This is a genomic window from Xylanibacter sp., assembly GCF_057607445.1.
The window spans coordinates 117,154-138,657 of the sequence record NZ_DBLZAX010000010.1; the positions used below are offsets into that span (position 1 = coordinate 117,154).

Consider the following 21,504-nt stretch of genomic DNA (forward strand, 5'->3'; position numbering starts at 1 on the left):
TAACAATTTAAAAAACTTATAGAAATATGGAACCAATTATCAATGCACAGATGCCTGAGTTCAAGGTACAGGCTTTTCAGAATGGAAGTTTCAAGACTGTTAGCAACGAGGATTTGAAAGGTAAGTGGGCTTTATTCTTCTTCTATCCTGCCGACTTCACTTTTGTTTGTCCTACCGAGCTCGTTGACCTCGCAGGCAAGTATGAACAGCTGAAGCAGATGGGCGTGGAGGTGTTCTCTGTCAGCACTGATACACATTTTGTCCACAAGGCATGGCACGATGCTTCTGACAGCATAAAGAAGATTGAATATGCAATGCTTGCCGACCCCACAGGCGTGCTCTGCCGCGGATTCGGTGTGATGAAGGAGGACGAAGGCGTGGCTTATCGCGGAACATTCCTCGTGAACCCGGAAGGACTTATAAAGATTGCAGAGATACAAGATAACAGCATAGGCCGTAATGCCGACGAGCTCTTGCGCAAGGTTGAGGCTGCACAGTTTGTGGCAACACACGACGGCGAGGTTTGTCCGGCTAAATGGAAGGCTGGCAGCGAAACACTGAAACCCAGCATAGACTTGGTTGGTAAGATTTAGTCTTTATTGTTCGGCCGGATTTTCTGATATGACATGTCAACGAATCCGGCCTTTCTTGACTTTTACGGACAGCATTTTTTAATTTATAGAAAAAACAGAACGGGTATGTTGGATAAAGGTATATTAGATCAGGTTAAATCGCTTTTGGGCGGACTGAAGTCTGAAATAGGAATTAAGGCCGTTTGTGGCGCTGCGCATACAAAGGCAGAGGAGTTTGGCGACTTCTTGAAGGATTTCTGTTCATGTTCAGACAAGCTGAAGCTTGAACTGACCGTAGAGGATAGTCTCAGACTTGAGTTTACATTATATAAAGACGGCGCCGACACTGGCATCGTGTTCCGTGGCATCCCCGGCGGCCATGAGTTCTCATCGCTGCTGCTTGCAGTTCTCAATGCCGACGGACAGGGAAAGAACATGCCCGACGATATCGTTGCGCGCCGCATCAGAGCCATCGGTGGTGATATAAAGCTGCGCACTTATGTCTCGCTTACATGTACCAACTGTCCTGACGTGGTTCAGGCGCTGAATGTTGTGTCACTGCTCAATCCGTCGGTGAGTCATGAAGTTATCGACGGGGCACTGTGGCAGGACGAGGTTGAGCGTCTCGGCATACAGGGCGTACCGTCTGTTTATGCCGGCGACGAGCTTATCCATGTAGGCCGCGGCGACTTGTCGGCATTGCTGTCTAAACTTGAAGAAAAATTCGGCACTGCTCAGACTGCCGACAGCTTCGAGCCTGTTGAGCGAAGCTATGACGTTGTAGTTGTTGGCGGAGGACCTGCCGGTGCGTCTGCCGCAATCTATTCGGCTCGCAAGGGGCTCCGTGTAGCCGTTGTAGGCGAGCGTGTCGGCGGTCAGGTTAAAGACACCGTCGGGATAGAGAACCTTATCTCGGTGCCTCACACCACGGGCGACAAGCTGGCATCCGACCTTATGAGCCATCTCGGACATTATGCCATTGACGTGTTTGAAAACAGAACGGTGGTGAAAGCCGAACTGGGCGGTAAGCAGAAGTATATCCATGCGGCAGGAGGCGAAAGCTTTGTTTCGCCGGCAGTGATAATAGCAACAGGTGCAAGCTGGCGCAGACTGGGCGTAGAAGGTGAGGCCGACTATATCGGCCGCGGAGTGGCTTTCTGTCCTCATTGCGACGGTCCGTTCTATAAAGGCCGGCATGTGGCAGTCATCGGCGGAGGCAATTCGGGCATAGAGGCAGCCATAGACCTTGCCGGAATATGTTCAAAGGTAACCGTACTTGAGTTTGCAGATGAACTGCGTGCCGACACTGTGCTTCAGGATAAGGCCAGAAGCCTTGACAATGTTGAGATATTCACGTCGATGCAGACAATGAGAGTGATTGGCGACGGCAAGAAGGTGACGGCCATTGAGGTGAAAGACCGCAAGACTGAAGAGGTGAAGACCGTGGAGCTCGACGGCATATTTGTGCAGATAGGTCTGGCAGCAAACAGCAAGTCGTTTGAAGGTCAGCTGGAGCTTACGCCGCGGAAGGAGATAAAGACAGATGCTTATTGCAGAACCTCGATAGCAGGTGTGTATGCTGCCGGCGACGTTACCGACGTGCCTTACAAGCAGATTATAATTGCGATGGGCGAGGGTGCCAAGGCTGCCCTTTCTGCTTTCGACGACAGGGTGAGAGGACTGATATGATGCCTGGGTGCGGTTTAGTTCAATAGGTAATAATCACATATTTTCATTTTATAAGGTTTATAGATTTTTATAACATTATTTTTATTCTTCATGTTAGCATTAGCATGCCTTTTGATCTGCGAAAGGCATGCTTTTGTGTTGTAATATGTGTCCTTTTATATCGTGATATGTGCCCTTTTGCGTTATGATATGCCTTCTTTTGTGATTTATATGCAGGCATATCCTTTGTCGGGTATAATGAGGTTCAGACAACTGATTATAGCTTATGTCTGTAGGTGAGACAATTTTTACCGTAAATGCAGCATGCTTGTGTCATCTAAAATCAGTAAAACGGCTGTTTGAAGTCAACCAAAATCAGGAAGGAGAGGGATGAGAATACACGAAAATATTTTTTGCAGAAACTCGTCACTCGTCACATTCCTTTCCATCTGCCTGATAATGAAGTGGTTAGAGTGTGATGAGTTGAAATTCAGACTCGTCACGGATAATCATGTGTGACGTTTCAAAATCGCAACTCGTCACACTTTAAATCATTGATTGTCAGTTTGTTATGTGTAGATGTGACGAGTGACGAGTTTCTGCAAAAAACTTTTTTCGGTTTGTCCGCAACGTTTTGTGTTATGGGCAGCAATATGCCTTTATGCATTTTCTGCGTTGCTATATAAAAAGAAAGACACCGTTATTTTCAGATAACGGTGTCCATCTTTATGTCGTTTTCCTCATGAGGAATTTCTTTCTCTTTCTGAAAGTCGAAGCATACGCCTATCTTGTAGGCCTGTGGAATATTCTTCAGGAACCTGTCGTAATACCCCTTTCCGCGTCCCAGCCGGTTGTTGTCTGCGTCGAAGCTCATGCCGGGCACGACAGCCGTAGTAATCTTGGCGTAGTCGGTGAAGAGTTTTCCGTTGGGCTCCATTATGCCGTAGCTGCCCACGGCCAGGTCTTCCTTGCTTTCATACACCCTTATTTCCATGTTCTCGCCGTCAATTACCTTTGGCAGCAGCACCGTCTTGCCTTGCCGGGCCAGCAGTTCCACAGTGTCGTGAGTGAACACTTCGTCAGGCAGCGAGTAATACATTAATATAGTGTCGGCATTGGCCACCTCGCTCATGCCGAGCAGCCTGTTCATGATCGGAAGCGACAATTCTTCCAGTTGCTTCCCGGTGAATTGCCGTTTCCTCTCGCGTATGAGTTTTCGCAGTTCCTTTTTTTCCATGGTTATGCTTTTAGATTCATCTTCATGTCAACGTATGGCATTGTTGTTCCCGTCATGGCCGTCTTGCCGTCCTTTTTCTTGTCTTTTGGCTCCGGCTTTTTGGGGAATGCCGCATTGTTCTTAAACACATTCAGCGCAGCCTTTATCACGTTGTCGTCAAGATTGAGATATTCAATCCAGTCTTCCTCGTCCATGATGTTGTATATAATCCGGCTGTTGATGTATCTTTCGAGCAGGTTGTGCGATTTCTTTATCATCAGGTTGCGGCGCTGCAGTCCGTGCTTGTCGGCATAGGTGGCAAACTTGTCTACGGTGTTCTGCTTTACAAGATAGTCGGCAAGCTCCATCATTTCGGTGAAGTTGTTGAGCTTAAGGCGGTTGTCGTCGGTATAGACGAATGCAAACTGCAGTATTAGTCCGCTCATGCTTGCCTCCTTGAAGTATGAAGTTATGCCTAAGGTGTCTTCCGGCACGAAGATGTCAGGCGTTATGCCTCCTCCGCCGTACACTGTGCGGCCAATGCTTGTGTGATAAGCCGGTCCGGTGTGCTTGATGCTGTCCTGTGAGAAGAACTCACCATGCTGATATCTTACCAGCAGGTCTTCCTCATAGTCTTTGTCGTCGCCCATCACGTATGGCTTCTGTATGCATCGTCCTGACGGTGTGTAATAGCGTGCCACGGTCAAGCGTATCATTGAGCCGTCGGGGAAACCGATCTGCTGCTGTACGAGACCCTTGCCGAACGAGCGGCGGCCTATGATTGTGGCCCTGTCGTTGTCCTGCATGGCTCCGGCAAAAATCTCTGAAGCCGATGCCGATGTCTCGTTTATCAGCACTACCAGCGGGATGTTCTGATAGCTTCCGCGCCCGTCGCTCTTGTAGTCTTGTCTTGGCGACTTGCGCCCCTCTGTATATACGATGAGGCGGTTCTTGGGCAGGAACTCGTTGGCCATCTGAACGGCCGACTTCAGGTATCCGCCTGTGTTGTCGCGCAGGTCGATTATCAGGTTGCTGAAGCCTTCCTGAGAGAGCTGTGCCAGGGCGATGAGAAGTTCGGGATAAGTGTTCTCGCCGAAGTTCTTTATCTTGATGTAGCCCGTGTTGTCGTCGAGCATGTATGTTGCGCTGACGCTCTTCTGCGGAATGTCGCCTCGGGTTATAGTGTAATATTTTATGCTCTTTTGTCCGTAGCGCTGCACGCCTATTTTCACCTTGGTGTCTTTAGGTCCTTTGAGGCGTCGCATAGCTTCTTCGTTAGTTACGACCTTGCCCACGAAAGGCTTTCCGTCTACGCTCACAATCTTGTCGCCGGCAAGGATGCCTGCCTGTTCAGCCGGGCCGTTCTTTATTACGCCCTGCACGTGTATGGTGTCGTTTCTTATGACAAACTCAATGCCCACGCCCGAGAACGAGCCTTTCAGGTCGTCGGTGGCCTGCTGCACGTCCTTCGCACTGATGTAGACAGAGTGGGGGTCGAGGTCAGACAGAATCTGAGGTATGGCCTTGTCGACTAGCGAGTCGATGTTAACCGCGTCAACATACTGGTCGTCTATGATGTGCAGCAGATTGTTCAGGCGGTTGCTGCCCGAGTTTATTATGTTCAGGCGGTTGCCTGAAAAGTGGTTAGCGTAGAACGTACCTATTATGATGCCGATAATCACACAAAGAGCCATCAGCAACGGCATCATGCGGTTTGATTTATTCGGATTCATGTTCGTCTGGATTTAGATATATAACTTCTATTTTTGCTCTTTTTAGCAGGTCGATGCCGTCTTCGAGTCTGTATTTTTCACCATAAACTACGCGCTTGATTCCTGCCTGAATTATCAGCTTTGAGCATTCAATGCAGGGCGATGCCGTAACATACAGGGTAGAGCCGTCGCTGTTGTTGGAGCTTCGCGCCAGTTTTGTTATGGCGTTTGCCTCTGCGTGCAGCACGTAGGGCTTTGTGACGTTGTTGTCGTCTTCGCAGACATTCTCAAAGCCGCTCGGCGTGCCGTTATAGCCGTCGCTGATAATCATTTTGTCCTTAACCACCAGGGCTCCTACCTTGCGGCGCTGGCAGTAGCTGTTTTCTGCCCAGATGCGTGCCATGCGCAGGTATCTCAGGTCAAGCAGACGCTGTTTTTCTTCTTTGTTCATTGTGTTTATATGTGAAGAATAGGTTATTTCTCTTACTTTTTCTTGTTCGAAGGCTTTTTTATGCCGTTGCGCTTCAGCAGGGCGTCTATTGTGGGTTCGCTGCCCTTAAAGCGCTTGTAGAGAGTCATCGGGTGTTCGGTGCCGCCCTTTGAAAGGATGTTGTCGCGGAAGCTTTGCGCTGTCTCCTGATTGAAGATTCCGTGCTTCTTGAACACGCTGAAGGCGTCTGCGTCGAGCACTTCGGCCCATTTGTAGCTGTAGTAGCCGGCAGCGTATCCGCCAGCCATGATGTGGCTGAACTGCACCGTCATGCAGGTGTCGGGCAGCTGTTCGGTAACCATGGCTTTCTTCCATGCTTTCTTTTCAAACGGTATGATGTCTTCGTCGAATGTCTCTTTCTTTGTATAGTAGGCCATGTCGAGAAGTCCGAAACTTACTTGGCGCAGACATGCGTATGCTGCCATGAAGTTGCGGCTCTTCACAATGCGGTCGATCAGCTCGTCCGGCAGAGGCTCGCCTGTCTGATAGTGGAAGGCGAACGTGCGCAGAAATTCTTTCTCAACAGAGAAGTTTTCCATAAACTGTGACGGCAACTCTACGAAGTCCCACCATACATTGGTGCCTGAAAGGCTCTCGAATCTTGTGTTGGCAAACATGCCGTGAAGCGAGTGCCCGAACTCATGCAGGAATGTTTCAACTTCGCCCAGTGTCAGCAGTGCCGGCTTTTCGTCGGTAGGCTTCGTCAGGTTCATCACTACGCTTACATGAGGCCTTACGTTTTCGCCCTTGCGGTCGATCCATTGTCCCTGATATTCTGTCATCCATGCACCGCCCTGTTTGCCCTTGCGAGGATGGAAGTCGGCGTAGAACACGGCAAGATAAGAGCCGTCCTTGTCGAACACCTCGTAGGCTTTCACGTCGGGATGGTAAACCTGTATGTCCTTGTTCTCCTTGAATGTTATGCCGTAGAGCCTGTTGGCAAGGCCGAACACGCCCTGAATGACCTTTGAGAGTTCGAAATACGGGCGAAGCATCTCTGAGTCGATGTTGAACTTCTTGAGCTGCAGCTTGTGAGAATAATAGCTGAAGTCCCACGGCATCACCTTGAAGTCTTTGCCTTCAGTCTTCTTTGCCAGTTTCTCGATGTCGCTCACTTCCTTTACGGCAGTAGGCTTGTAAGCGTCTATGAGGTCGTCGAGCAGCTTATACACGTTGCGCGCGTTTCCTGCCATGCGGTTCTTAAGCACGTATTCAGCGTATGTCTTGAAGCCGAGCAGCTGTGCTATCTCGCGTCTCAGATTAACCAGACGCTTGCATATTTCAAGATTGTTTTCTGTATTCTCGTGTGTACACACTGTGTTGCGTGCCATATACATCTGCTTGCGCAGTTCGCGGCATGTAGAATATGTCATGAACGGACTGTAGCTTGGAAAGTCGAGCGTAAACACCCAGCCTTCAAGATTGCGCTCCTTTGCAGCAACGGCAGCAGCCTCGCGTGCCGTGTCGGGCAGTCCGTCGAGCTGTTGTTCGTCAGTTATGTGCAGCGTATATGCCTTGTTCTCTTTGAGCAGATTCTGAGAGAACTGCAGCGACAGCATGCTTGCCTCCTCGGTAAGCTTGCGCAGCTTCTCCTTGCCCTCGTCGTCGAGCAGTGCTCCGCTGCGTACAAATCCGTCGTAGCAGTTGTCGAGCAGTCTCTTTTCTTCAGGCGTGAGCTTGCGGTGGTGCATGTGCACGGCCTTTATGCGCTCAAACAGGCGTTTGTTGAGCCTTACGTCGTTGGCATGCTTTGTCAGTATGGGCTGCAGCTTCTGCGCCAGCGCGTCCATCTCGTCGTTGGTCTCAGCACTGAGAAGATTGAAAAACACGGTTGACACGCGCGACAGCAAGTCGTAATATCCGTCCTTGTCTTCGTCCACGTTGATTATCGTGTTGTCAAAAGTAGGCTTGTCAGGATTGTTTATAGTCTTCTCAATCTGTTCGTCGTCACGGCGTATACCCTCCATGAAGGCCTCCTCAAAGTCTTCAAGGCGTATTTTCTCGAATGGCACGGTGTCGTGCGGCGTGTTATATTGTTCAAAAAAAGGATTTTTGCGTTGCTCTTCTATTCTCTCTTCATTCATACTCACGTTTCCCTAATTTTTGTTTACAAAGGTAGTAATTTTCTTTCTTCTGAATAATAATACGGAAGAAAAATTTAGCTAATATTTGTTATATGTCGGCTTTTGTCTGCCGCTTGTATATCAAATTGGCTGATAAGCTTCCTACATGAGCATTCTTTCGAAAGCATGAACGCAGAATTCACCCCTTCTGAGCGATATAATTCCTTCGTCGTTCATGGCTTTCAGAGCTTTCGATACGTTGAGACGGCTCTCGCTGATCTCTTCAGCGAGCCGCTCCATCTTTATGTTTACAATCTTCTCTCCGGCAGGTCTCAGGCTTCTCTCTTCGATGAATCGGGCTATCTTTTGCCTTATGCCTTTCGGACGTAGTTTCCACATCTGTCTGTCAGAGCGTTGCGACAGTGTGCAGATGATGTTAAGCAGGTTTAGTCTGAATATTTCGTAATTGTCAGACATGAGCATCACTTCTTTCTTTCCCAGACATATCAGGTCGCAGTTTGTCTTTGCCGCAAACGTTCTTGTATAGCGCTGCATCAGTCCGAAAATCCTTTCGGGCTGAAGTATGTTGGGGGCTGCGAGTGTTTCGGTTATCGAGTAGCTCTTGTCGTCCGAATGGCATGTGGTTGTTATCTGACCTTTAACCAGAAAAAAGAGTTTGTTGCAGGTTTCGCCTTCATGCACAATGACTTTTCCTCTTGCGAACGACAGTTGCCTGAATTTCGTTTCCGAGAGTATCTGCTCCAGGTCGTTCCGGCTCATGCCTTGAAAGAGCGGAAGTTCAAGCAAGTGTTCTTGTAGCTCCGTGTGCATGTGGCTGTGCTGTTGTTATTCTGCAATCTTGTTTTTTAGCGACGGCGAATACCATACGGCGTTTTTGCCGTTTTTGTCTGAATAGATAAAATATACCATCAGTTCGGGATGCCTGTCAAGAATGGCTTTTGCCTTTTCAAGTCCCATCACCATGAAGGCTGTGGCATAGGCGTCGGCCGTGGCGCAGTTGTCGGCCAAAACAGTTGCCGACAATATGTTGTGCTGTACAGGATAGCCTGTTATGGGGTCGATGGTGTGGGCATATTTCTTGCCGTCTTTGTAGTAGAAGTTGCGGTAGTTTCCGCTTGTAGCCATTGCTTTGTTGGTTACGTTCAGTATGGTCTGTATTTCCTGATTTGTGTTTAGCGAGTCGTCAACGGGCTTGGTGACGCCGATTTTCCAGGGCAGTCTTTTCTCGTTGATGCCGCGTGTAACAATCTCTCCGCCTATTTCTACCATAAAGTTTTCTATGCCTTTGCTCCTCAGCAGTCGGGCCACGGCGTCGCTTCCGTAGCCTTTGGCAATGGCGCTGCAGTCGAGCATTATGCGCTTGTCGTTCTTTACTATTTGTTTCCCGTCAAGCCTTACTTTCTTATAGCCTATAATCTGTTTCAGACTGTCTATTGCCGCTGGCGTGGGCTTAGTGTCGTTCTTGAATCCGAAGCCCCATGCGTTTACCAGTGGAGCCACTGTTATGTCGAATGCTCCGCCTGTTTCTTCAGATATTTTTTGTGCAAGGTTAAACACGTCTGTGAACATGCTGTTCACTTCAACCTTCTCGTTGCGGTTTACTTTTGATATTATTGAACTTTTGTTGAACGGAGACAGCGATGCGTCAACCTTCTGTAGCTCTGCCTCAATTTCTTTCTGCAGGTTTTTGTCGCTTTGGTATGTGATGTTGTACACCGTACCGAATATGAATCCTGTGTTGTGCTGATAAGGCATTGTGCGCTGCTGCCGCACGATGATTATTGTCCCTATGATTAGAAATATGAGAAAAGCCAGCTGCAGTGCCAGTTTCTTCTTGCTTTTTTCTCTGTTCATCGCTGTTCTTGTTTTAGTCTATTGTCTTTCAGAAGTTTATATGTCTATCGATACGTTGAATGTGCCCCCGATGTTAGATCCTCCGGTCTTTCCGAATCCGGGCACATACCATGAGTTGCCCAGTTCGCCGTCATCGTAGGCTATTCTGCTCTTGTACCTTACGCTCCATCCAAGATGCAGAGGTCCCCATATCTTTGCGTCTACTCCTATTACTGCTTCAATCCAGTGGTAATTGCATTTCACGCCTTTCGCTGAATATACGGCAGTGCTTCCCCATACGGGGTCGGTGATATCTGGATGCGACAGGTCGTATTTAAACGAAGTGAAAGCGTATCTTGCGCCGGCATAAAGCCTGTATATGTCGTGCTTGTTTTTTAGCAGATTGAAGTCGATACCGATTTTTGCGTATGGTGCGCTCGTCTTGTATGATATTTTGGTGACGTCGTTGTCGTGGTCTGCCTTGCCGAGGCCAAGCTCAAACACAGGGAAGTATTTGTCGCGCAGGTTTATTCGTAGCGCGGCTTCATACTGTCCGTAGTCGCCAAGAAACATCTGTGCCGGTCCGACCAGGTCTACTGATACGGCAAAGCCCCTTAACAGGGGCACGCTGTCTTTCTTCTCCACGTTCTTTTCCTGCGCGTTGGCCGTTGAGGCCAGTAGGAGCATCAGGCTAATTGCTATGCTTGAAATATATGAAAAAATGTTTCTTCGATGTGTCATAGTTCACGTCCTGATTGTTTATTGTTATCGAGTCGATGGCGTTGTGCGTGCAGCTTACGGATGTTATCTTGTGGAAGAATGCCGGTGCGCAGTCAACCGACTCGAAGTGGGGCTTGTTCTCTTTCTCTACGGTCACTGTGTCAAGTTTTGTAGTCTTGTATAAAGTGTCCTTTGTCTCTATGAAAAACACGTCCTGGTTCTGCGCATAGCTTATCGGCAGCGAGAATTCGGTGGTATTTACGCTGCGGTTTATCAGCACAGAGTCGTTGCCGTCAACACGGTTTGTGAATATTGTGAGCGTGTCTGCCAGTGTGTCAACCTTGCCGTCGGGCGTCATCAGCTGATATTGTGTGTAGACAAGGCTGTTGAGCGGGCAGTCGATAGACGAGCACGCTGCGGTGGTTATCAGCAGCGTTATGAAGTATAGCGGCAGTGCTGCCAGTGAGGGACGCAATAGTCTGCGTGCCTTGCGGCTTGCCTTTGTCGTGACCGACTTTATCGTTTTTATCTTAATTCCTGTCATGGCATGCTTGTTCTTGTAGCAGCTTTATGTGGCGTTGTTGTTTTCTATGTGTTATTTTCTGTTTCCGCCACATCTTATTTCTTCAGATATCTGATAGTCGTTTCTGTCTGAAGAGTTGCGGCTGATGAGGTCGCCGAGGAATCCGGCAAGAAACAGTTGTGTGCCTATAATCATCATTGTCAGCGATATATAGAAGTAAGGCGTATCGGTTACGAGGCGCATCTGCTGACCGTTTGACACTGCCACCAGCTTGTCTATGCCGATAATGGCTGCTGCAATGAAGCCTATGAAGAACATTATTGTGCCGAGGAAGCCGAACACGTGCATCGGCTTGCGTCCGAAGCTGCTCAGGAACCACAATGTTATAAGGTCGAGATAGCCGTTGAAGAAGCGGTTGAGGCCGAATTTCGACTTGCCGTACTTGCGCGACTGGTGATGAACCACTTTTTCGCCGATTCTGTCGAATCCGGCGTTCTTGGCCAGATACGGGATATAGCGGTGCATCTCGCCGTACACCTCGATGTTCTTTACTACGTCCTTGCGGTATGCTTTAAGGCCGCAGTTGAAGTCGTGCAGGTTATTTATTCCGCTTATTTTACGTGCCGTTGCGTTAAACAGCTTTGTGGGGATGGTCTTCGACAGGGGGTCGTAGCGCTTCTGCTTATATCCCGAAACAAGGTCGTAGCCGTCTTCGGTTATCATTCTGTAAAGTTCCGGTATCTCGTCGGGAGAGTCCTGCAGGTCGGCATCCATTGTTATCACCACGTTGCCCTGTGCTTCCTTGAATCCGCAGAACAGGGCAGGACTTTTTCCGTAGTTGCGGCGGAATTTTATGCCCTTCACGCATTCGTGCTCCTCGCTCAGCCGGCTTATCACCTTCCACGAACCGTCGGTAGAGCCGTCGTTGATGAATATTACTTCATAAGAGAAATTGTGTTCCTTCATCACACGCTCAATCCATGCGTAGAGTTCGGGTAGTGATTCTTCCTCGTTGTATAATGGTATTACGACTGATATGTCCATCTTATCTGTGTTTTAGAATTTACGTTTATATTTTGATTTCAGCAGCGCGGCTATCGGCCAGCTTATCACAATTCCCAGAAACAGGTTGGTTGTAAGAAACTGCAGCGCTATGTCGATAGGGCGGAGCGTTGCTATTGTGTCCATTGTCATCTTCATTTCATCGGCCTTTATCCCGTAAAGCGTCATGAGCGACTTAAACTCGGGGCTTGATGTCATGGCCGTGTACTGGGCAAGCATGAAGCCGTGGTCGATAAACTGAAAGTAGATATATTGCGCAGCAGCCATCAGCAGCGATGCGTAAAAGTATGTCAGCAGGCTGTAGCCGTATGCTTTCCAGTAAGATATAACTCCGTCAAGAATATTGTCGCGGAAATTCTTTAGGCGTATTGCCGATACAACAATGGCAGATATGCCTATAGCCATCGCTGCCATGTTCAGCACGGGCTCATAAAACTGTCCGATGAAGCAGGCAAAGCTCAATATCCACATTCCGCCCATTATGGCGCCGTCGATGCGCGCGTAAGCTTTTATTTGTTCGTATTCCTCGCGTGTAGTCATTATTGGGGATTAATTGATTTTTTTCGTTTGTCTGTCTGAAGCGTGGTGTCTTATGGGGTGTTGCATCAGCTTTGACACCCGGCGCCATACGCCTCACGAGAACATAATCGGGTGCAAAATTACTTATTTTTCACCATATAATTATTAGCTGTATGAGTTTTTTTGTTTTTTTATGTGAAAGATGTGCCGTCGGCGTGCGTTATGCCGTCGGCCTCGTGCCGCCTTTATATATGGCCATTGTGCATGTCGCCTGTGCCGATTCCGCATGCTGCAAGATATCGCTGATTTCAAAAAATAAGTTAAAATACCGCGAAAGACGATGCAAAAATGCTTTGTTGTTAAACTTTATTATTACCTTTGCAGCCGCAAAGACGGGTAAGTCTTGTACGGCCAGCTCCCTTCGAATCCTCCAGGACGGGAACGTAGCAAAGGTAGTTGGTTGTAGCGGCGCGATACAAGTAGCTTGCCCACCCGCCTCTTTAGCTCAGTTGGCCAGAGCACGTGATTTGTAATCTCGGGGTCGTTGGTTCGAATCCGACAAGAGGCTCGATAATGTTTACACGTTTACAGACAAATGCCTTTAGTGGCGTTTGTCTTTTTTATGTTTGGCCTTATGCCGTGTGGCCTTGGCGTCTGCCACCACTTCCTGCACGAACGGGAACGAATGCTTCTCCGACAAGCCCATATCCACTGAACCGGTAAGCCTCATGCTGACATTGGTGTCTCCACACTTGGCCATAAGTTACTCAAGAACGCCTATAACCAAGTCCCATGCATTGGCATCATACCCGACGCAACTTGATGGCATATACAATGATGACAATAAATGAGGTAATCAGAATTAAAAGGGCTATTAAATAGTTAAAACTGCCACCGCAATAAACTTCATAAGTCACAAAAGCAAGAAACATCATGATCAACAATTTCAACCACGCTACCAGTTTTGCTATCAAACTGTAGCCTTTTTGCCTATCTTTAAATTTCTGTGGCAAGTTGCAATAATGTGGATGCTTCTCGAAAAATGTCATAAAAAAATAAATTAAAACACTTATAAGCGGTAGTATCAAAGTGTAAAAAGGGCTTCCATATTCATCTGCAACTCCGTGTATGTTCCAGTGCGTAGGCACGTATTGCCGTGTCATTATGACCACAACACAAAGTCCAATTTGCACAACAACCAACAAGATCGTTAGCAAATTTGTATTATTTTTCAATTTCGGCATTTTGTAAATTTATCAAAATAGCATTACGTAAAACATCTTCATCATATTTTGAGCATTCCTCAGGAAAATTATTTCTAATATATTGCATAAGTGAATTTACTGTTTCATTTGTAAATTCATCAGCAACAATATAAGCCATTTCTTTATTTTGTGATTTGATATTCCATACCTCTATTGTATTAGAGGTCATAAGATTTTCCACAAGTGCTCCATTTTTTCTCCTCTTATTTCCGCTTGTTGTCGCTGCGACTTTCCATGCTAAAGCCGTTACGGCTCCAACAGCATTAGCTACTCCAAAATGTTCTACAACAACAGCCCAAACTACTGCTACGGCACCTACTATTACTGCTACGGCAAAAGCGACCGCACAGGCTTGTGTTTCAAAATTTTTTACAAATATGCAACTTCTTTTCCAAATATAATATTAGAAAATGTAAAATAATGTTATTTGCCTCGTAATTTGTATGATTCATTCAGTATTTTGTCTATTTCACTTGAAATTAATTCAAACTATCAGTATTCATCGAAGTACACAATGAAAACTTTAACATAATCAATGTAAATCCAACTAAACAACTATTAAGTTGTGGTTATCATAAAAGATACCCAACTTCATATTATTTTGTCAAGCAAATATAGGCTGCCGCTTCCGCATGTTGTTTGTAAAACCATGACGCAGATTTTGTATCTTTATGATAGTTGGTCTGTGTCATTGTTTTTGGATAAAATAGAAAATCAGAATCACTAAAATCCGCTTTACAGATAAAGAATGTTTACGTTATGAAGTAAAAGTTGTGCTTTCATGCTGTAAAAGCAATGCTTTTGCATGGTCGTTTCAGGCATATTGCAGCTAAAAATAAGGCTGTTTTGCTGTCAAAAACAGTGGTTTTGGCTTGTTTTTACGCTGAAATAACTGCACAAAATCTGTGAGGCGTGCGTAACGTCTTGTGATATAGCTGCTTACGTTTGCACACAATTTCGCGCTGTTTTCACGGCCAAATGATTTTTATTTCAGAATATCGCGGCTGTGGAACGTCATCTGAAATCAGAAAGAAAGCATTTTGCGTAATATGCTTTCAGTATGCCGGCAGCCGTTGCGCCCTTTGTCGTCCGGCTTTATTTCATGTCTGCTCGTGTATTGCGGCGGGGCCGATGGCCATAATTTACCATGCCGTATGTTTGTGAAGTATGCTTATTTTCAGTATCTTAGCATCTGGAATATGAAAATGAACAGAAACCATATCTTGCAGCTTGTTACCGAAGGCGAGCATGTGCATCAGGACTTTAAGTTTGCCATAACAGACGCATGCAAGATAGCACGCAGTCTTTCTGCCTTTTCAAACACCGAGGGAGGGCGGCTGCTCGTGGGCGTTAAGGATAACGGCAAGATCGCCGGCATACGTTCGGCTGAGGAAATATATATGATTGAGGTTGCCGCAACGAGATACTGCAGGCCGTCGGTTACTCTCGACAGTCAGATATATAAGGTCGACGGCAAGGATGTGCTTGAAGTCAGTGTGGCCGAGAGTCAGCATAAGCCCGTATACGCCGTTGACGAGGACAAGAAACCTAAGGCATACATTCGCATTAAGGACGAAACGATACTTGCCAGTCCGGTGCATCTCGATATTTGGCGGCATGACCATAAGGATGTGATGATAAGATGTAACGAACGGGAGCAGTGCATCTTGCGCCTTTTGGAGAAGTATGGCGAGATTACGCTTAACCGGTGTGTCAGACTGTCGCATATTCCCCGCCGTCAGGTAATCAGCCTTTTGGCCGATTTTATCCGTTTCGACCTGGTGGAGACTGTTTTCAGAGAGCATATATTTTATTTTAAACTTAAACAAAACCAATAAGCGTCATGGAACTATTCACACAGATAATCAACGAGACCAACGACATTCTCTGGACTTACATACTTGTAGTAATGCTGCTGGGCTGTGCCGTATGGTTCAGCATCAAGACTAAGTTTGTGCAGTTTCGCATGATAGGAGAGATGATACGCCTGCTGGGCGACTCCACGGCAAAGATAAACGGACACGAGAAGCACATATCTTCTTTTCAGGCTTTCACCGTGTCGCTGGCAAGCCGCGTCGGCACAGGCAACCTTGCCGGAGTGGCAACGGCCATCACCGTGGGCGGTCCGGGCGCAGTGTTCTGGATGTGGATTATAGCTTTGCTTGGTTCGAGCAGCGCATTTGTCGAGTCGTCATTGGCGCAGTTGTTCAAGATAAAGGGCAAACACTCGTATATCGGCGGACCGGCTTACTATATGGAGAAGGGACTTAAAAAACGCTGGATGGGCATCCTCTTTGCAGTGCTTATCACCATAACGTTCGGCTTTGCTTTCAATTCGGTGCAGAGCAACACCATGAGCGCTGCTCTGCAGAGCGCGTTTGCCGTTGACCCCGTGCTGTCGGGCTCCGTAATATCGGTGCTTACGCTGTTTATCATCTTCGGAGGCATCCATCGCATCGCGGCGTTCAGCAGCGTCATAGTGCCCATAATGGCCGTTGGCTACATCCTGCTGGCACTGTTTGTCGTGCTGACCAACATTGGCCGCATACCCGATGTCGTATCTCTCATTGTTGGCAATGCCTTCGGCTGGCATCAGGCTTTGGGCGGCGGAATGGGCGCGGCACTTATGCAGGGCATAAAGCGCGGACTGTTCAGCAACGAGGCGGGCATGGGCTCGGCTCCTAATGCTGCCGCCACAGCCCACGTAACCCATCCCGCCAAGCAGGGCTTCATACAGGCGTTGGGCGTGTTCACCGACACATTGCTTATCTGTTCGTGCACGGCTTTCATCATTCTGTTCAGCAAAGACAGCGTAGACAGCAGTCTCGACGGCATACAGCTCACTCAGGCTGCACTCACCAACGAGGTGGGCGGCATTGGCACTGTCTATGTTGCCATAGCCACTTTGTTCTTCGCCTACAGCAGCATTCTCGGCAACTATTATTACGGCGAGGCCAACATACGTTTCTTCACGTCGCGCCAGTGGCCCGTGTTTGTCTATCGTCTTCTGGTTGTCGGCATGGTCATGTTCGGCTCTTTGGCAAGTCTTAATCTTGTGTGGAGCCTTGCCGACGTAACTATGGCCCTGATGGCTCTCTGCAATCTCGTGGCAATATTGCTTTTGGGCAAATATGCTTTCAGGCTGCTCGACGACTATCTTGATCAGAAGAGAAGGGGCATAAAGAGTCCTGTCTTCCGTAAGGAAAGCATGAAGGACATCGAGCAGGACCTTGAATGCTGGTAAGCTGAAAAGCATTAATATTGCATTTCTGTGGCTGAAAAATGCCGCTTTGCAGGCGTCTGCAGCACAAAATGGCATAAATTATGCGCTTTTGCATGAAATAAATTTATCAAAGATTTGCAGAATTAAAAAACAGACATTACCTTTGCAGCCGCAAACACGGGGATAGCTCAGTTGGTAGAGCATCGGTCTCCAAAACCGAGTGTCGGGAGTTCGAGCCTCTCTTCCCGTGCAATAACATAGAGCCGCAGCCAATAAGGTTGCGGCTTTTGTTTTCTTGATGGTTGTTATTGCGCCATGCCAGGTTTGGATTAAACAGGCAAAATCGTTATATTTGCATCGCCATAAACATTATCTCTGAAGATATGAACATAGAACAGTTTCGCGATTTTTGCCTTACAGTGAAGGGAGTTGAAGAATGTTTCCCTTTCGGCAGCGACGTGCTTGTGTATAAAATTATGGGCAAGATGTTCACATATTGCGGTCTGGAACCCAAAGACGGCTGCTTTATCGCCAACATGAAGTGCAGCACGGAGCGGTCGGCTGAACTCATGGAGCGATATGACGGTATATTCTTCGGTCGCCACTCTGACAGAAAATATTGGATAACGGTGGCTCTTGATAGCGATGTGCCCGACAGTCTTATTTGCGAACTTATACTTCATTCGGTTGAAGAGGTGGTGAAGAAGATGCCTAAAAAGATGCAGCGCGAATATGAGTCACTGACAGAATAATGGCTTTATTGGGCACTTGTGGCGTGAGTGTGCGGTGGACGGTGCTTATCGTCTGACTCTCGCCGGATAAGTTATTTTATGTCGAATTAAATAAAATATCAGATATGCAGATTCTTATTGGATGCGCGAAGGATATGCGCGGAAGTGATGACGGCAATTATGGCATTATGACCGAGCCGCGTTTTGCCGGCGAGGCTATGCACAACGCACTGCAGATGGCGGGATATGATGAGGCCGAACTGGCTGACATGCTTCACTGCAACGCAGACATTGCGCGGCAGAACCGACTGAGGTATATGCACTTTGCGGGCGAAGGACCGAGGCTTCAGGCTGTTTTGGCATATACGGGTGTGGTTTATAAGTATCTTGATGCGCCGGACTTTACGCCCGAAGTTCAGACTTATGCACAGGAGCATCTGTGGATAACTTCGTTCTTGTATGGCCTTTTGCGCCCCGCCGACATGATAAAGCCTTACAGACTTGAAGGCAACGTGGTGCTGCCGGATAACGGTGTGAGTATGTTCGACTATTGGAAACCGCTGCTCACCGACGTGCTTATCGATTCGGTTAAGGCTTCAGGCGGACTGCTTGTCGACCTTGCGAGCAGCGAGATGAGGCGACTGTTCAACTGGCGCAAGGTGGCGCGCGAGATTGATGTTGTTCGTCCGGAGTTCTATGTCAGCAAGGGCGGACGGCTGAAGACTATTGTCATTTACGCCAAGATGTGCCGCGGAGCCATGACGCGCTATCTGCTTCAAAACCGCATTGACAATGCCGACAAGCTGAAGTCGTTCGATTTTGAGGGATTCTCTTACAGCGAGGTCGACAGCAAACCCGGTTTCCCTGTGTTTGTCGCAAACCTATAAAGCGGCTGAAGGCATAGGTATAACGCTTTAATAAACCACGATGCGGCTTGTTGACCTGTTGTGGTTATGCTTTTTGGTAGTTGAGTATCCGTGCCGGAATTGTGATATTGTTTATCTCTGTTTTTATATTTTCGGTAAATGATAATAAACAAAAATGACTGCTGAGCAATGTTGTAATTTGCTCAGCAGTCATTTTTATATTGTGAAGATTATTATCGGTTTGTTTATTCAAGGTCAACCACCGTTATTCCGGCACCGCCAAACTGCACGTGTTCATCGCGGTAAGAAACAACGTTTGGCACTGTTGACAGATACTGACGGATAAGCTGGCGCAGTATGCCCGAGCCTGTGCCGTGCAGAATGCGCACGCGGCTCATGCCCACAAGTATGGCATCGTCGATAAAATATGTAACGGCGTTTATGGCTTCGTCGCCCCTCATTCCGCGCACGTCTATGTCCTGCTTGAAGTTCAGCTTGCGGTTGTCTATCGTCTCGCGCGTCTGTCGTCCCACTGAAGCGTAGGTCTTCGGCTCCTCCTTCTTGGGCATTTCGGCACGCTCCAGGCGGTCGGCGCGCATCTTGGTGCGCATGTCGCCGAATATCACTGTGGCCATCTTGCCGTCGGTGCTTTCTATCCGTCCCACAGATGTAAGGCCCTTTATGCGCACTGTCTCGCCGGCTTCCAGCGGTGCGTCTTTCTCTTTCTTCTTCAGCGTGGCCTCTTTCAGTGCGGCAGCCGCGTCTTTGTTCTTCTCGGCCTTCTCCTTCTTGCGCTTCTCCTTTCTCTCCTTGCGCTCCTGTATCTGTTTTATCTTTCGGGCTATCATCTCGTCGTTGGCAGTAGTGTCAACCTCGTTGATTTCCTGCTTAAACGCATTTAGCTCTTCCCTTATGCGCTTAGTCTCCGCCTTTTCGGCCTGACTTTCGCGTATCTCCCTTATGGCGTTCTCAATCTTCTTGTTGCTCTCGCGCAGCAGTTCTTCGGCTTGTTCCTTCGCCTTGCGTATCACGTCCTTGCGGCTCTGCTCCAGTTCCTTCACCTCGCTTTCATATTTAGCAATGGTCTGCTCCATTGTCTTCTCGCGCTGATGAATGTTCTGTCGCTTGTTTTCCCAGTAGCGTTTGTCGCGCACAATGTCCTGCAGATACTTGTCGCTCTGTATGTAGTCGCTTCCAACAATGTCGCTCGCGTCTTTTATCACCTCTTCGGGCAGTCCTATCTTGCGAGCTATCTCTATTGCAAACGAGCTTCCGGGGTTGCCTATCGAGAGTTGGAACAGCGCTTTCATCTGTTGGCGGTCGTATAGCATTGCTCCGTTTACCACTCCTTCATGGTCTTCGGCAAAGTGCTTCAGGTTCTGATAGTGGGTGGTTATTATGCCGTAGGCCTGTTTGTTGCAGAACTGCTTCAGCACGGCTTCGGCTATGGCACCGCCAATCTGCGGCTCCGTGCCCGTACCAAATTCGTCGATGAGCAGCAGCGTGCTGTTGTTGGCAAACTTCATCATGTACTTCATGTTCATGAGGTGGCTCGAGTATGTACTCAGGTCGTTCTCTATGCTCTGCTCGTCGCCTATGTCGATAAGTATGTTCTTGAATATTCCTGTGTGCGAGCGGTCGCCTACGGGGATTGACAGTCCGCACTGAAGCATGTATTGCAGCAGTCCGGCCGTCTTCAGGCAAACCGACTTTCCGCCGGCGTTAGGGCCCGATATTATCAGTATGCGCTTGTCTTTGGTCAGCATTATGTCGAGCGGCACAACCTTCTTGTCCTGCTTTTCTAACGACAGCTGCAGCAGCGGGTGGCGGGCCTGAATCCAGTCTATGTGGGGCTTCTTCCCGACTTCCGGCTCAATGCCTTTTATCAGCCGTGCCAGTTCGGCCTTGGCGCGTATCATGTCTATCGTTGCCAGAAACCTGTACGACTCCAGTATGGGCTTTACGTGCGGACGTACGAGTTTTGAGAAATCTGTCAGTATGCGTATTATCTCGCGGCGCTCCTCGGCTTCAAGTTCTCTCACCTTATTGTTGGCCTCAACCACCTCGGTAGGCTCAATAAATACGGTCTTGCCCGATGCCGACTCGTCGTGTACTATACCTTTAATCTTGCGCTTCAGTCCCTGCGTTACAGGTATCACCAGTCGGCCGTCGCGTATGGCAGGCGTAACGTCCTTGTCAACCAGACCTTCGCTCTGTGCCGAGCGCAGTATGCTGTATAGCGTGCGCGATATGCTGCCTTCGGTGCGCGACAGCTCGCGCCTTATGTTCTGCAGCTCGACCGATGCGCTGTCTTTCACCTTTCCGAACTTGTCGAGTATCTGGTCGATGCGCTGTATCAGTTGCGGAAATGTTATAATGTCTGCCGTCAGGCGGTGAAGCGCGGGGTAGGGGTATGTCCTTTCTTCCTCGTCGTCGTTGCCGTCCGTGCGGTTAAGATAGTTGACGATGTTGCATATCGTCTCGAGCGAGCGCCTGAGGTCAAACAGTTCGCCCTCATCGAGATGAGTGCCTTCAAGTCGCAGGCGTGCCACCGACTCGCGCACGTCGAAGAAATATTGCATCGGAAAGTCGTCTGCTTCTTCTTGCAGCCGTCTGAACTCTTTCACCTGTTGCAGCCATTCGTTTATCACTTCTGCGTCGCTCGAGAATGTCATGTTGTCTATTCTCTCCTTACCGAGTGTACTGAGGCAGCGCTCGCGCAGAAGCGTGCGGATTTCATCGAATCCTATCTTAGTTTCAAACGTCTTTGGATAAATCATGCTGCAAAGGTAGTGCAACCCTGCTGAAATGCCAAATAAAATCATCACATCTTTATATCGTGCGCATGTATGGCGCATTGATTTTCGCCGTGTCGCAGCATAAGAGTTGCCAAACTTCAGGCTTTAATCATGTCTGTTTTTACGTTTTAAAATATGTCTTTTCGCAGCATGATATGTGCCTTTTGTATCTTAAAAGGCATCCTTTTACCTTCTGAAAGGTGCCCTTTTGCCGTATGAAAT

Annotated in this window: 20 protein-coding genes, 2 tRNA genes and 1 other RNA gene; 9 read left to right on the plus strand and 14 right to left on the minus strand. The window is 48.1% G+C overall.

Translation table 11 applies throughout. The annotated features are described in order from the left end of the window. Positions 1-26 precede the first annotated feature (26 nt). On the plus strand, positions 27-593 hold the full coding sequence (ahpC, locus tag ACZMIG_RS09275; protein WP_021854734.1) for an alkyl hydroperoxide reductase subunit C: 567 nt from the start codon (positions 27-29) through the stop codon (positions 591-593). 105 nt (positions 594-698) lie between these two features. Further along, positions 699-2,261: an alkyl hydroperoxide reductase subunit F gene (ahpF, locus tag ACZMIG_RS09280; RefSeq protein WP_487889463.1), complete on the plus strand. Its 1,563-nt coding sequence runs from the start codon at positions 699-701 to the stop codon at positions 2,259-2,261. A 685-nt stretch (positions 2,262-2,946) separates the two neighbouring features. Here the strand turns inward: ahpF and ACZMIG_RS09285 are convergent. From ACZMIG_RS09285 to ACZMIG_RS09330, 10 genes are all read right to left on the minus strand, one after another. Then, positions 2,947-3,477: a 5-formyltetrahydrofolate cyclo-ligase gene (locus ACZMIG_RS09285; RefSeq protein ID WP_487889464.1), complete on the minus strand. Its 531-nt coding sequence runs from the start codon at positions 3,475-3,477 to the stop codon at positions 2,947-2,949. A 2-nt stretch (positions 3,478-3,479) separates the two neighbouring features. Continuing rightward, on the minus strand, positions 3,480-5,189 hold the full coding sequence (locus ACZMIG_RS09290; RefSeq protein ID WP_418874189.1) for a S41 family peptidase: 1,710 nt from the start codon (positions 5,187-5,189) through the stop codon (positions 3,480-3,482). Beyond that, entirely contained in the window at positions 5,176-5,619 is a 444-nt protein-coding gene (locus ACZMIG_RS09295) for a dCMP deaminase family protein (protein WP_288950396.1), read from the minus strand. The genes ACZMIG_RS09290 and ACZMIG_RS09295 overlap by 14 nt, the downstream gene beginning before the upstream one ends. Before the next feature lie 32 nt (positions 5,620-5,651). Continuing rightward, a complete protein-coding gene (locus ACZMIG_RS09300; protein ID WP_053398673.1) occupies positions 5,652-7,742 on the minus strand; it encodes a M3 family metallopeptidase in 2,091 nt (696 codons plus the stop codon). Between the two features lie 141 nt (positions 7,743-7,883). Further along, on the minus strand, positions 7,884-8,552 hold the full coding sequence (locus ACZMIG_RS09305; protein WP_053398672.1) for a Crp/Fnr family transcriptional regulator: 669 nt from the start codon (positions 8,550-8,552) through the stop codon (positions 7,884-7,886). 15 nt (positions 8,553-8,567) lie between these two features. Continuing rightward, positions 8,568-9,596 carry an FAD:protein FMN transferase gene (locus tag ACZMIG_RS09310; RefSeq protein WP_053398671.1) on the minus strand — a complete coding sequence of 343 codons (1,029 nt, stop codon included), beginning with the start codon at positions 9,594-9,596 and terminating at the stop codon, positions 8,568-8,570. Positions 9,597-9,632: 36 nt separating this feature from the next. Then, complete coding sequence (locus ACZMIG_RS09315) at positions 9,633-10,262, minus strand: DUF6048 family protein (protein ID WP_239684907.1); 630 nt, start codon at positions 10,260-10,262, stop codon at positions 9,633-9,635. A 4-nt stretch (positions 10,263-10,266) separates the two neighbouring features. Next, positions 10,267-10,839 (minus strand): DUF6452 family protein, encoded by a 573-nt coding sequence (locus ACZMIG_RS09320; protein ID WP_418874188.1) that lies wholly within the window; start codon positions 10,837-10,839, stop codon positions 10,267-10,269. A 51-nt stretch (positions 10,840-10,890) separates the two neighbouring features. Continuing rightward, on the minus strand, positions 10,891-11,862 hold the full coding sequence (locus tag ACZMIG_RS09325) for a glycosyltransferase family 2 protein (RefSeq protein ID WP_303054084.1): 972 nt from the start codon (positions 11,860-11,862) through the stop codon (positions 10,891-10,893). Between the two features lie 12 nt (positions 11,863-11,874). Further along, positions 11,875-12,420, minus strand: coding sequence for a DUF4199 domain-containing protein (locus ACZMIG_RS09330; RefSeq protein WP_418874187.1), 546 nt, complete (start codon positions 12,418-12,420; stop codon positions 11,875-11,877). Positions 12,421-12,793: 373 nt separating this feature from the next. Between ACZMIG_RS09330 and ffs the strand changes: the two genes are divergently transcribed. Next, an RNA gene (gene ffs, locus ACZMIG_RS09335) (signal recognition particle sRNA small type) lies at positions 12,794-12,892 on the plus strand. Between the two features lies 1 nt (position 12,893). Beyond that, positions 12,894-12,967, plus strand: a tRNA-Thr gene (locus tag ACZMIG_RS09340). Between the two features lie 33 nt (positions 12,968-13,000). Here ACZMIG_RS09340 and ACZMIG_RS09345 read toward each other — a convergent pair. From ACZMIG_RS09345 to ACZMIG_RS09355, 3 genes are read right to left on the minus strand one after another with little or no spacing between them, the layout of a single operon-like run. Further along, complete coding sequence (locus tag ACZMIG_RS09345) at positions 13,001-13,159, minus strand: hypothetical protein (RefSeq protein WP_021854746.1); 159 nt, start codon at positions 13,157-13,159, stop codon at positions 13,001-13,003. A gap of 43 nt (positions 13,160-13,202) precedes the next feature. Continuing rightward, positions 13,203-13,643, minus strand: a complete 441-nt coding sequence (locus ACZMIG_RS09350) for a DUF1648 domain-containing protein (protein WP_021854747.1) — start codon at positions 13,641-13,643, stop codon at positions 13,203-13,205. Beyond that, a complete protein-coding gene (locus tag ACZMIG_RS09355; RefSeq protein ID WP_288172707.1) occupies positions 13,624-13,845 on the minus strand; it encodes a hypothetical protein in 222 nt (73 codons plus the stop codon). The genes ACZMIG_RS09350 and ACZMIG_RS09355 overlap by 20 nt, the downstream gene beginning before the upstream one ends. A 1,018-nt stretch (positions 13,846-14,863) precedes the next feature. Here ACZMIG_RS09355 and ACZMIG_RS09360 point away from each other — a divergent pair. The 5 genes from ACZMIG_RS09360 (at position 14,864) to ACZMIG_RS09380 (ending at position 18,505) form a co-directional block, all read left to right on the plus strand. After that, the gene (locus ACZMIG_RS09360) at positions 14,864-15,502 is read left to right on the plus strand and encodes an AlbA family DNA-binding domain-containing protein (RefSeq protein ID WP_288172709.1); all 639 of its coding nucleotides are present in this window, start codon (positions 14,864-14,866) and stop codon (positions 15,500-15,502) included. Between the two features lie 5 nt (positions 15,503-15,507). Next, positions 15,508-16,908, plus strand: a complete 1,401-nt coding sequence (locus tag ACZMIG_RS09365) for an alanine/glycine:cation symporter family protein (RefSeq protein WP_487889465.1) — start codon at positions 15,508-15,510, stop codon at positions 16,906-16,908. A 156-nt stretch (positions 16,909-17,064) separates the two neighbouring features. Further along, positions 17,065-17,137: transfer RNA gene (locus tag ACZMIG_RS09370), tRNA-Trp, on the plus strand. Positions 17,138-17,270: 133 nt separating this feature from the next. Continuing rightward, positions 17,271-17,639 carry an MmcQ/YjbR family DNA-binding protein gene (locus ACZMIG_RS09375; protein ID WP_053398665.1) on the plus strand — a complete coding sequence of 123 codons (369 nt, stop codon included), beginning with the start codon at positions 17,271-17,273 and terminating at the stop codon, positions 17,637-17,639. 104 nt (positions 17,640-17,743) lie between these two features. Further along, positions 17,744-18,505: a YaaA family protein gene (locus ACZMIG_RS09380; protein ID WP_487889466.1), complete on the plus strand. Its 762-nt coding sequence runs from the start codon at positions 17,744-17,746 to the stop codon at positions 18,503-18,505. 224 nt (positions 18,506-18,729) lie between these two features. Here the strand turns inward: ACZMIG_RS09380 and ACZMIG_RS09385 are convergent, their stop codons facing one another. Next, positions 18,730-21,264: an endonuclease MutS2 gene (locus ACZMIG_RS09385; RefSeq protein WP_053398664.1), complete on the minus strand. Its 2,535-nt coding sequence runs from the start codon at positions 21,262-21,264 to the stop codon at positions 18,730-18,732. Between the last annotated feature and the right edge of the window lie 240 nt (positions 21,265-21,504).

Bases quoted from the DNA above. Each gene is read 5' to 3' on its own strand.
- ahpC (WP_021854734.1), top strand. From the start codon at position 27: ATGGAACCAATTATCAATGCACAGATGCCTGAGTTCAAGGTACAGGCT.
- ahpF (WP_487889463.1), top strand. From the start codon at position 699: ATGTTGGATAAAGGTATATTAGATCAGGTTAAATCGCTTTTGGGCGGA.
- ACZMIG_RS09285 (WP_487889464.1), bottom strand. From the start codon at position 3,477: ATGGAAAAAAAGGAACTGCGAAAACTCATACGCGAGAGGAAACGGCAA.
- ACZMIG_RS09290 (WP_418874189.1), bottom strand. From the start codon at position 5,189: ATGAATCCGAATAAATCAAACCGCATGATGCCGTTGCTGATGGCTCTT.
- ACZMIG_RS09295 (WP_288950396.1), bottom strand. From the start codon at position 5,619: ATGAACAAAGAAGAAAAACAGCGTCTGCTTGACCTGAGATACCTGCGC.
- ACZMIG_RS09300 (WP_053398673.1), bottom strand. From the start codon at position 7,742: ATGAATGAAGAGAGAATAGAAGAGCAACGCAAAAATCCTTTTTTTGAA.
- ACZMIG_RS09305 (WP_053398672.1), bottom strand. From the start codon at position 8,552: ATGCACACGGAGCTACAAGAACACTTGCTTGAACTTCCGCTCTTTCAA.
- ACZMIG_RS09310 (WP_053398671.1), bottom strand. From the start codon at position 9,596: ATGAACAGAGAAAAAAGCAAGAAGAAACTGGCACTGCAGCTGGCTTTT.
- ACZMIG_RS09315 (WP_239684907.1), bottom strand. From the start codon at position 10,262: ATGCTCCTACTGGCCTCAACGGCCAACGCGCAGGAAAAGAACGTGGAG.
- ACZMIG_RS09320 (WP_418874188.1), bottom strand. From the start codon at position 10,839: ATGACAGGAATTAAGATAAAAACGATAAAGTCGGTCACGACAAAGGCA.
- ACZMIG_RS09325 (WP_303054084.1), bottom strand. From the start codon at position 11,862: ATGGACATATCAGTCGTAATACCATTATACAACGAGGAAGAATCACTA.
- ACZMIG_RS09330 (WP_418874187.1), bottom strand. From the start codon at position 12,420: ATGACTACACGCGAGGAATACGAACAAATAAAAGCTTACGCGCGCATC.
- ACZMIG_RS09345 (WP_021854746.1), bottom strand. From the start codon at position 13,159: ATGGCCAAGTGTGGAGACACCAATGTCAGCATGAGGCTTACCGGTTCA.
- ACZMIG_RS09350 (WP_021854747.1), bottom strand. From the start codon at position 13,643: ATGCCGAAATTGAAAAATAATACAAATTTGCTAACGATCTTGTTGGTT.
- ACZMIG_RS09360 (WP_288172709.1), top strand. From the start codon at position 14,864: ATGAAAATGAACAGAAACCATATCTTGCAGCTTGTTACCGAAGGCGAG.
- ACZMIG_RS09365 (WP_487889465.1), top strand. From the start codon at position 15,508: ATGGAACTATTCACACAGATAATCAACGAGACCAACGACATTCTCTGG.
- ACZMIG_RS09375 (WP_053398665.1), top strand. From the start codon at position 17,271: ATGAACATAGAACAGTTTCGCGATTTTTGCCTTACAGTGAAGGGAGTT.
- ACZMIG_RS09380 (WP_487889466.1), top strand. From the start codon at position 17,744: ATGCAGATTCTTATTGGATGCGCGAAGGATATGCGCGGAAGTGATGAC.
- ACZMIG_RS09385 (WP_053398664.1), bottom strand. From the start codon at position 21,264: ATGATTTATCCAAAGACGTTTGAAACTAAGATAGGATTCGATGAAATC.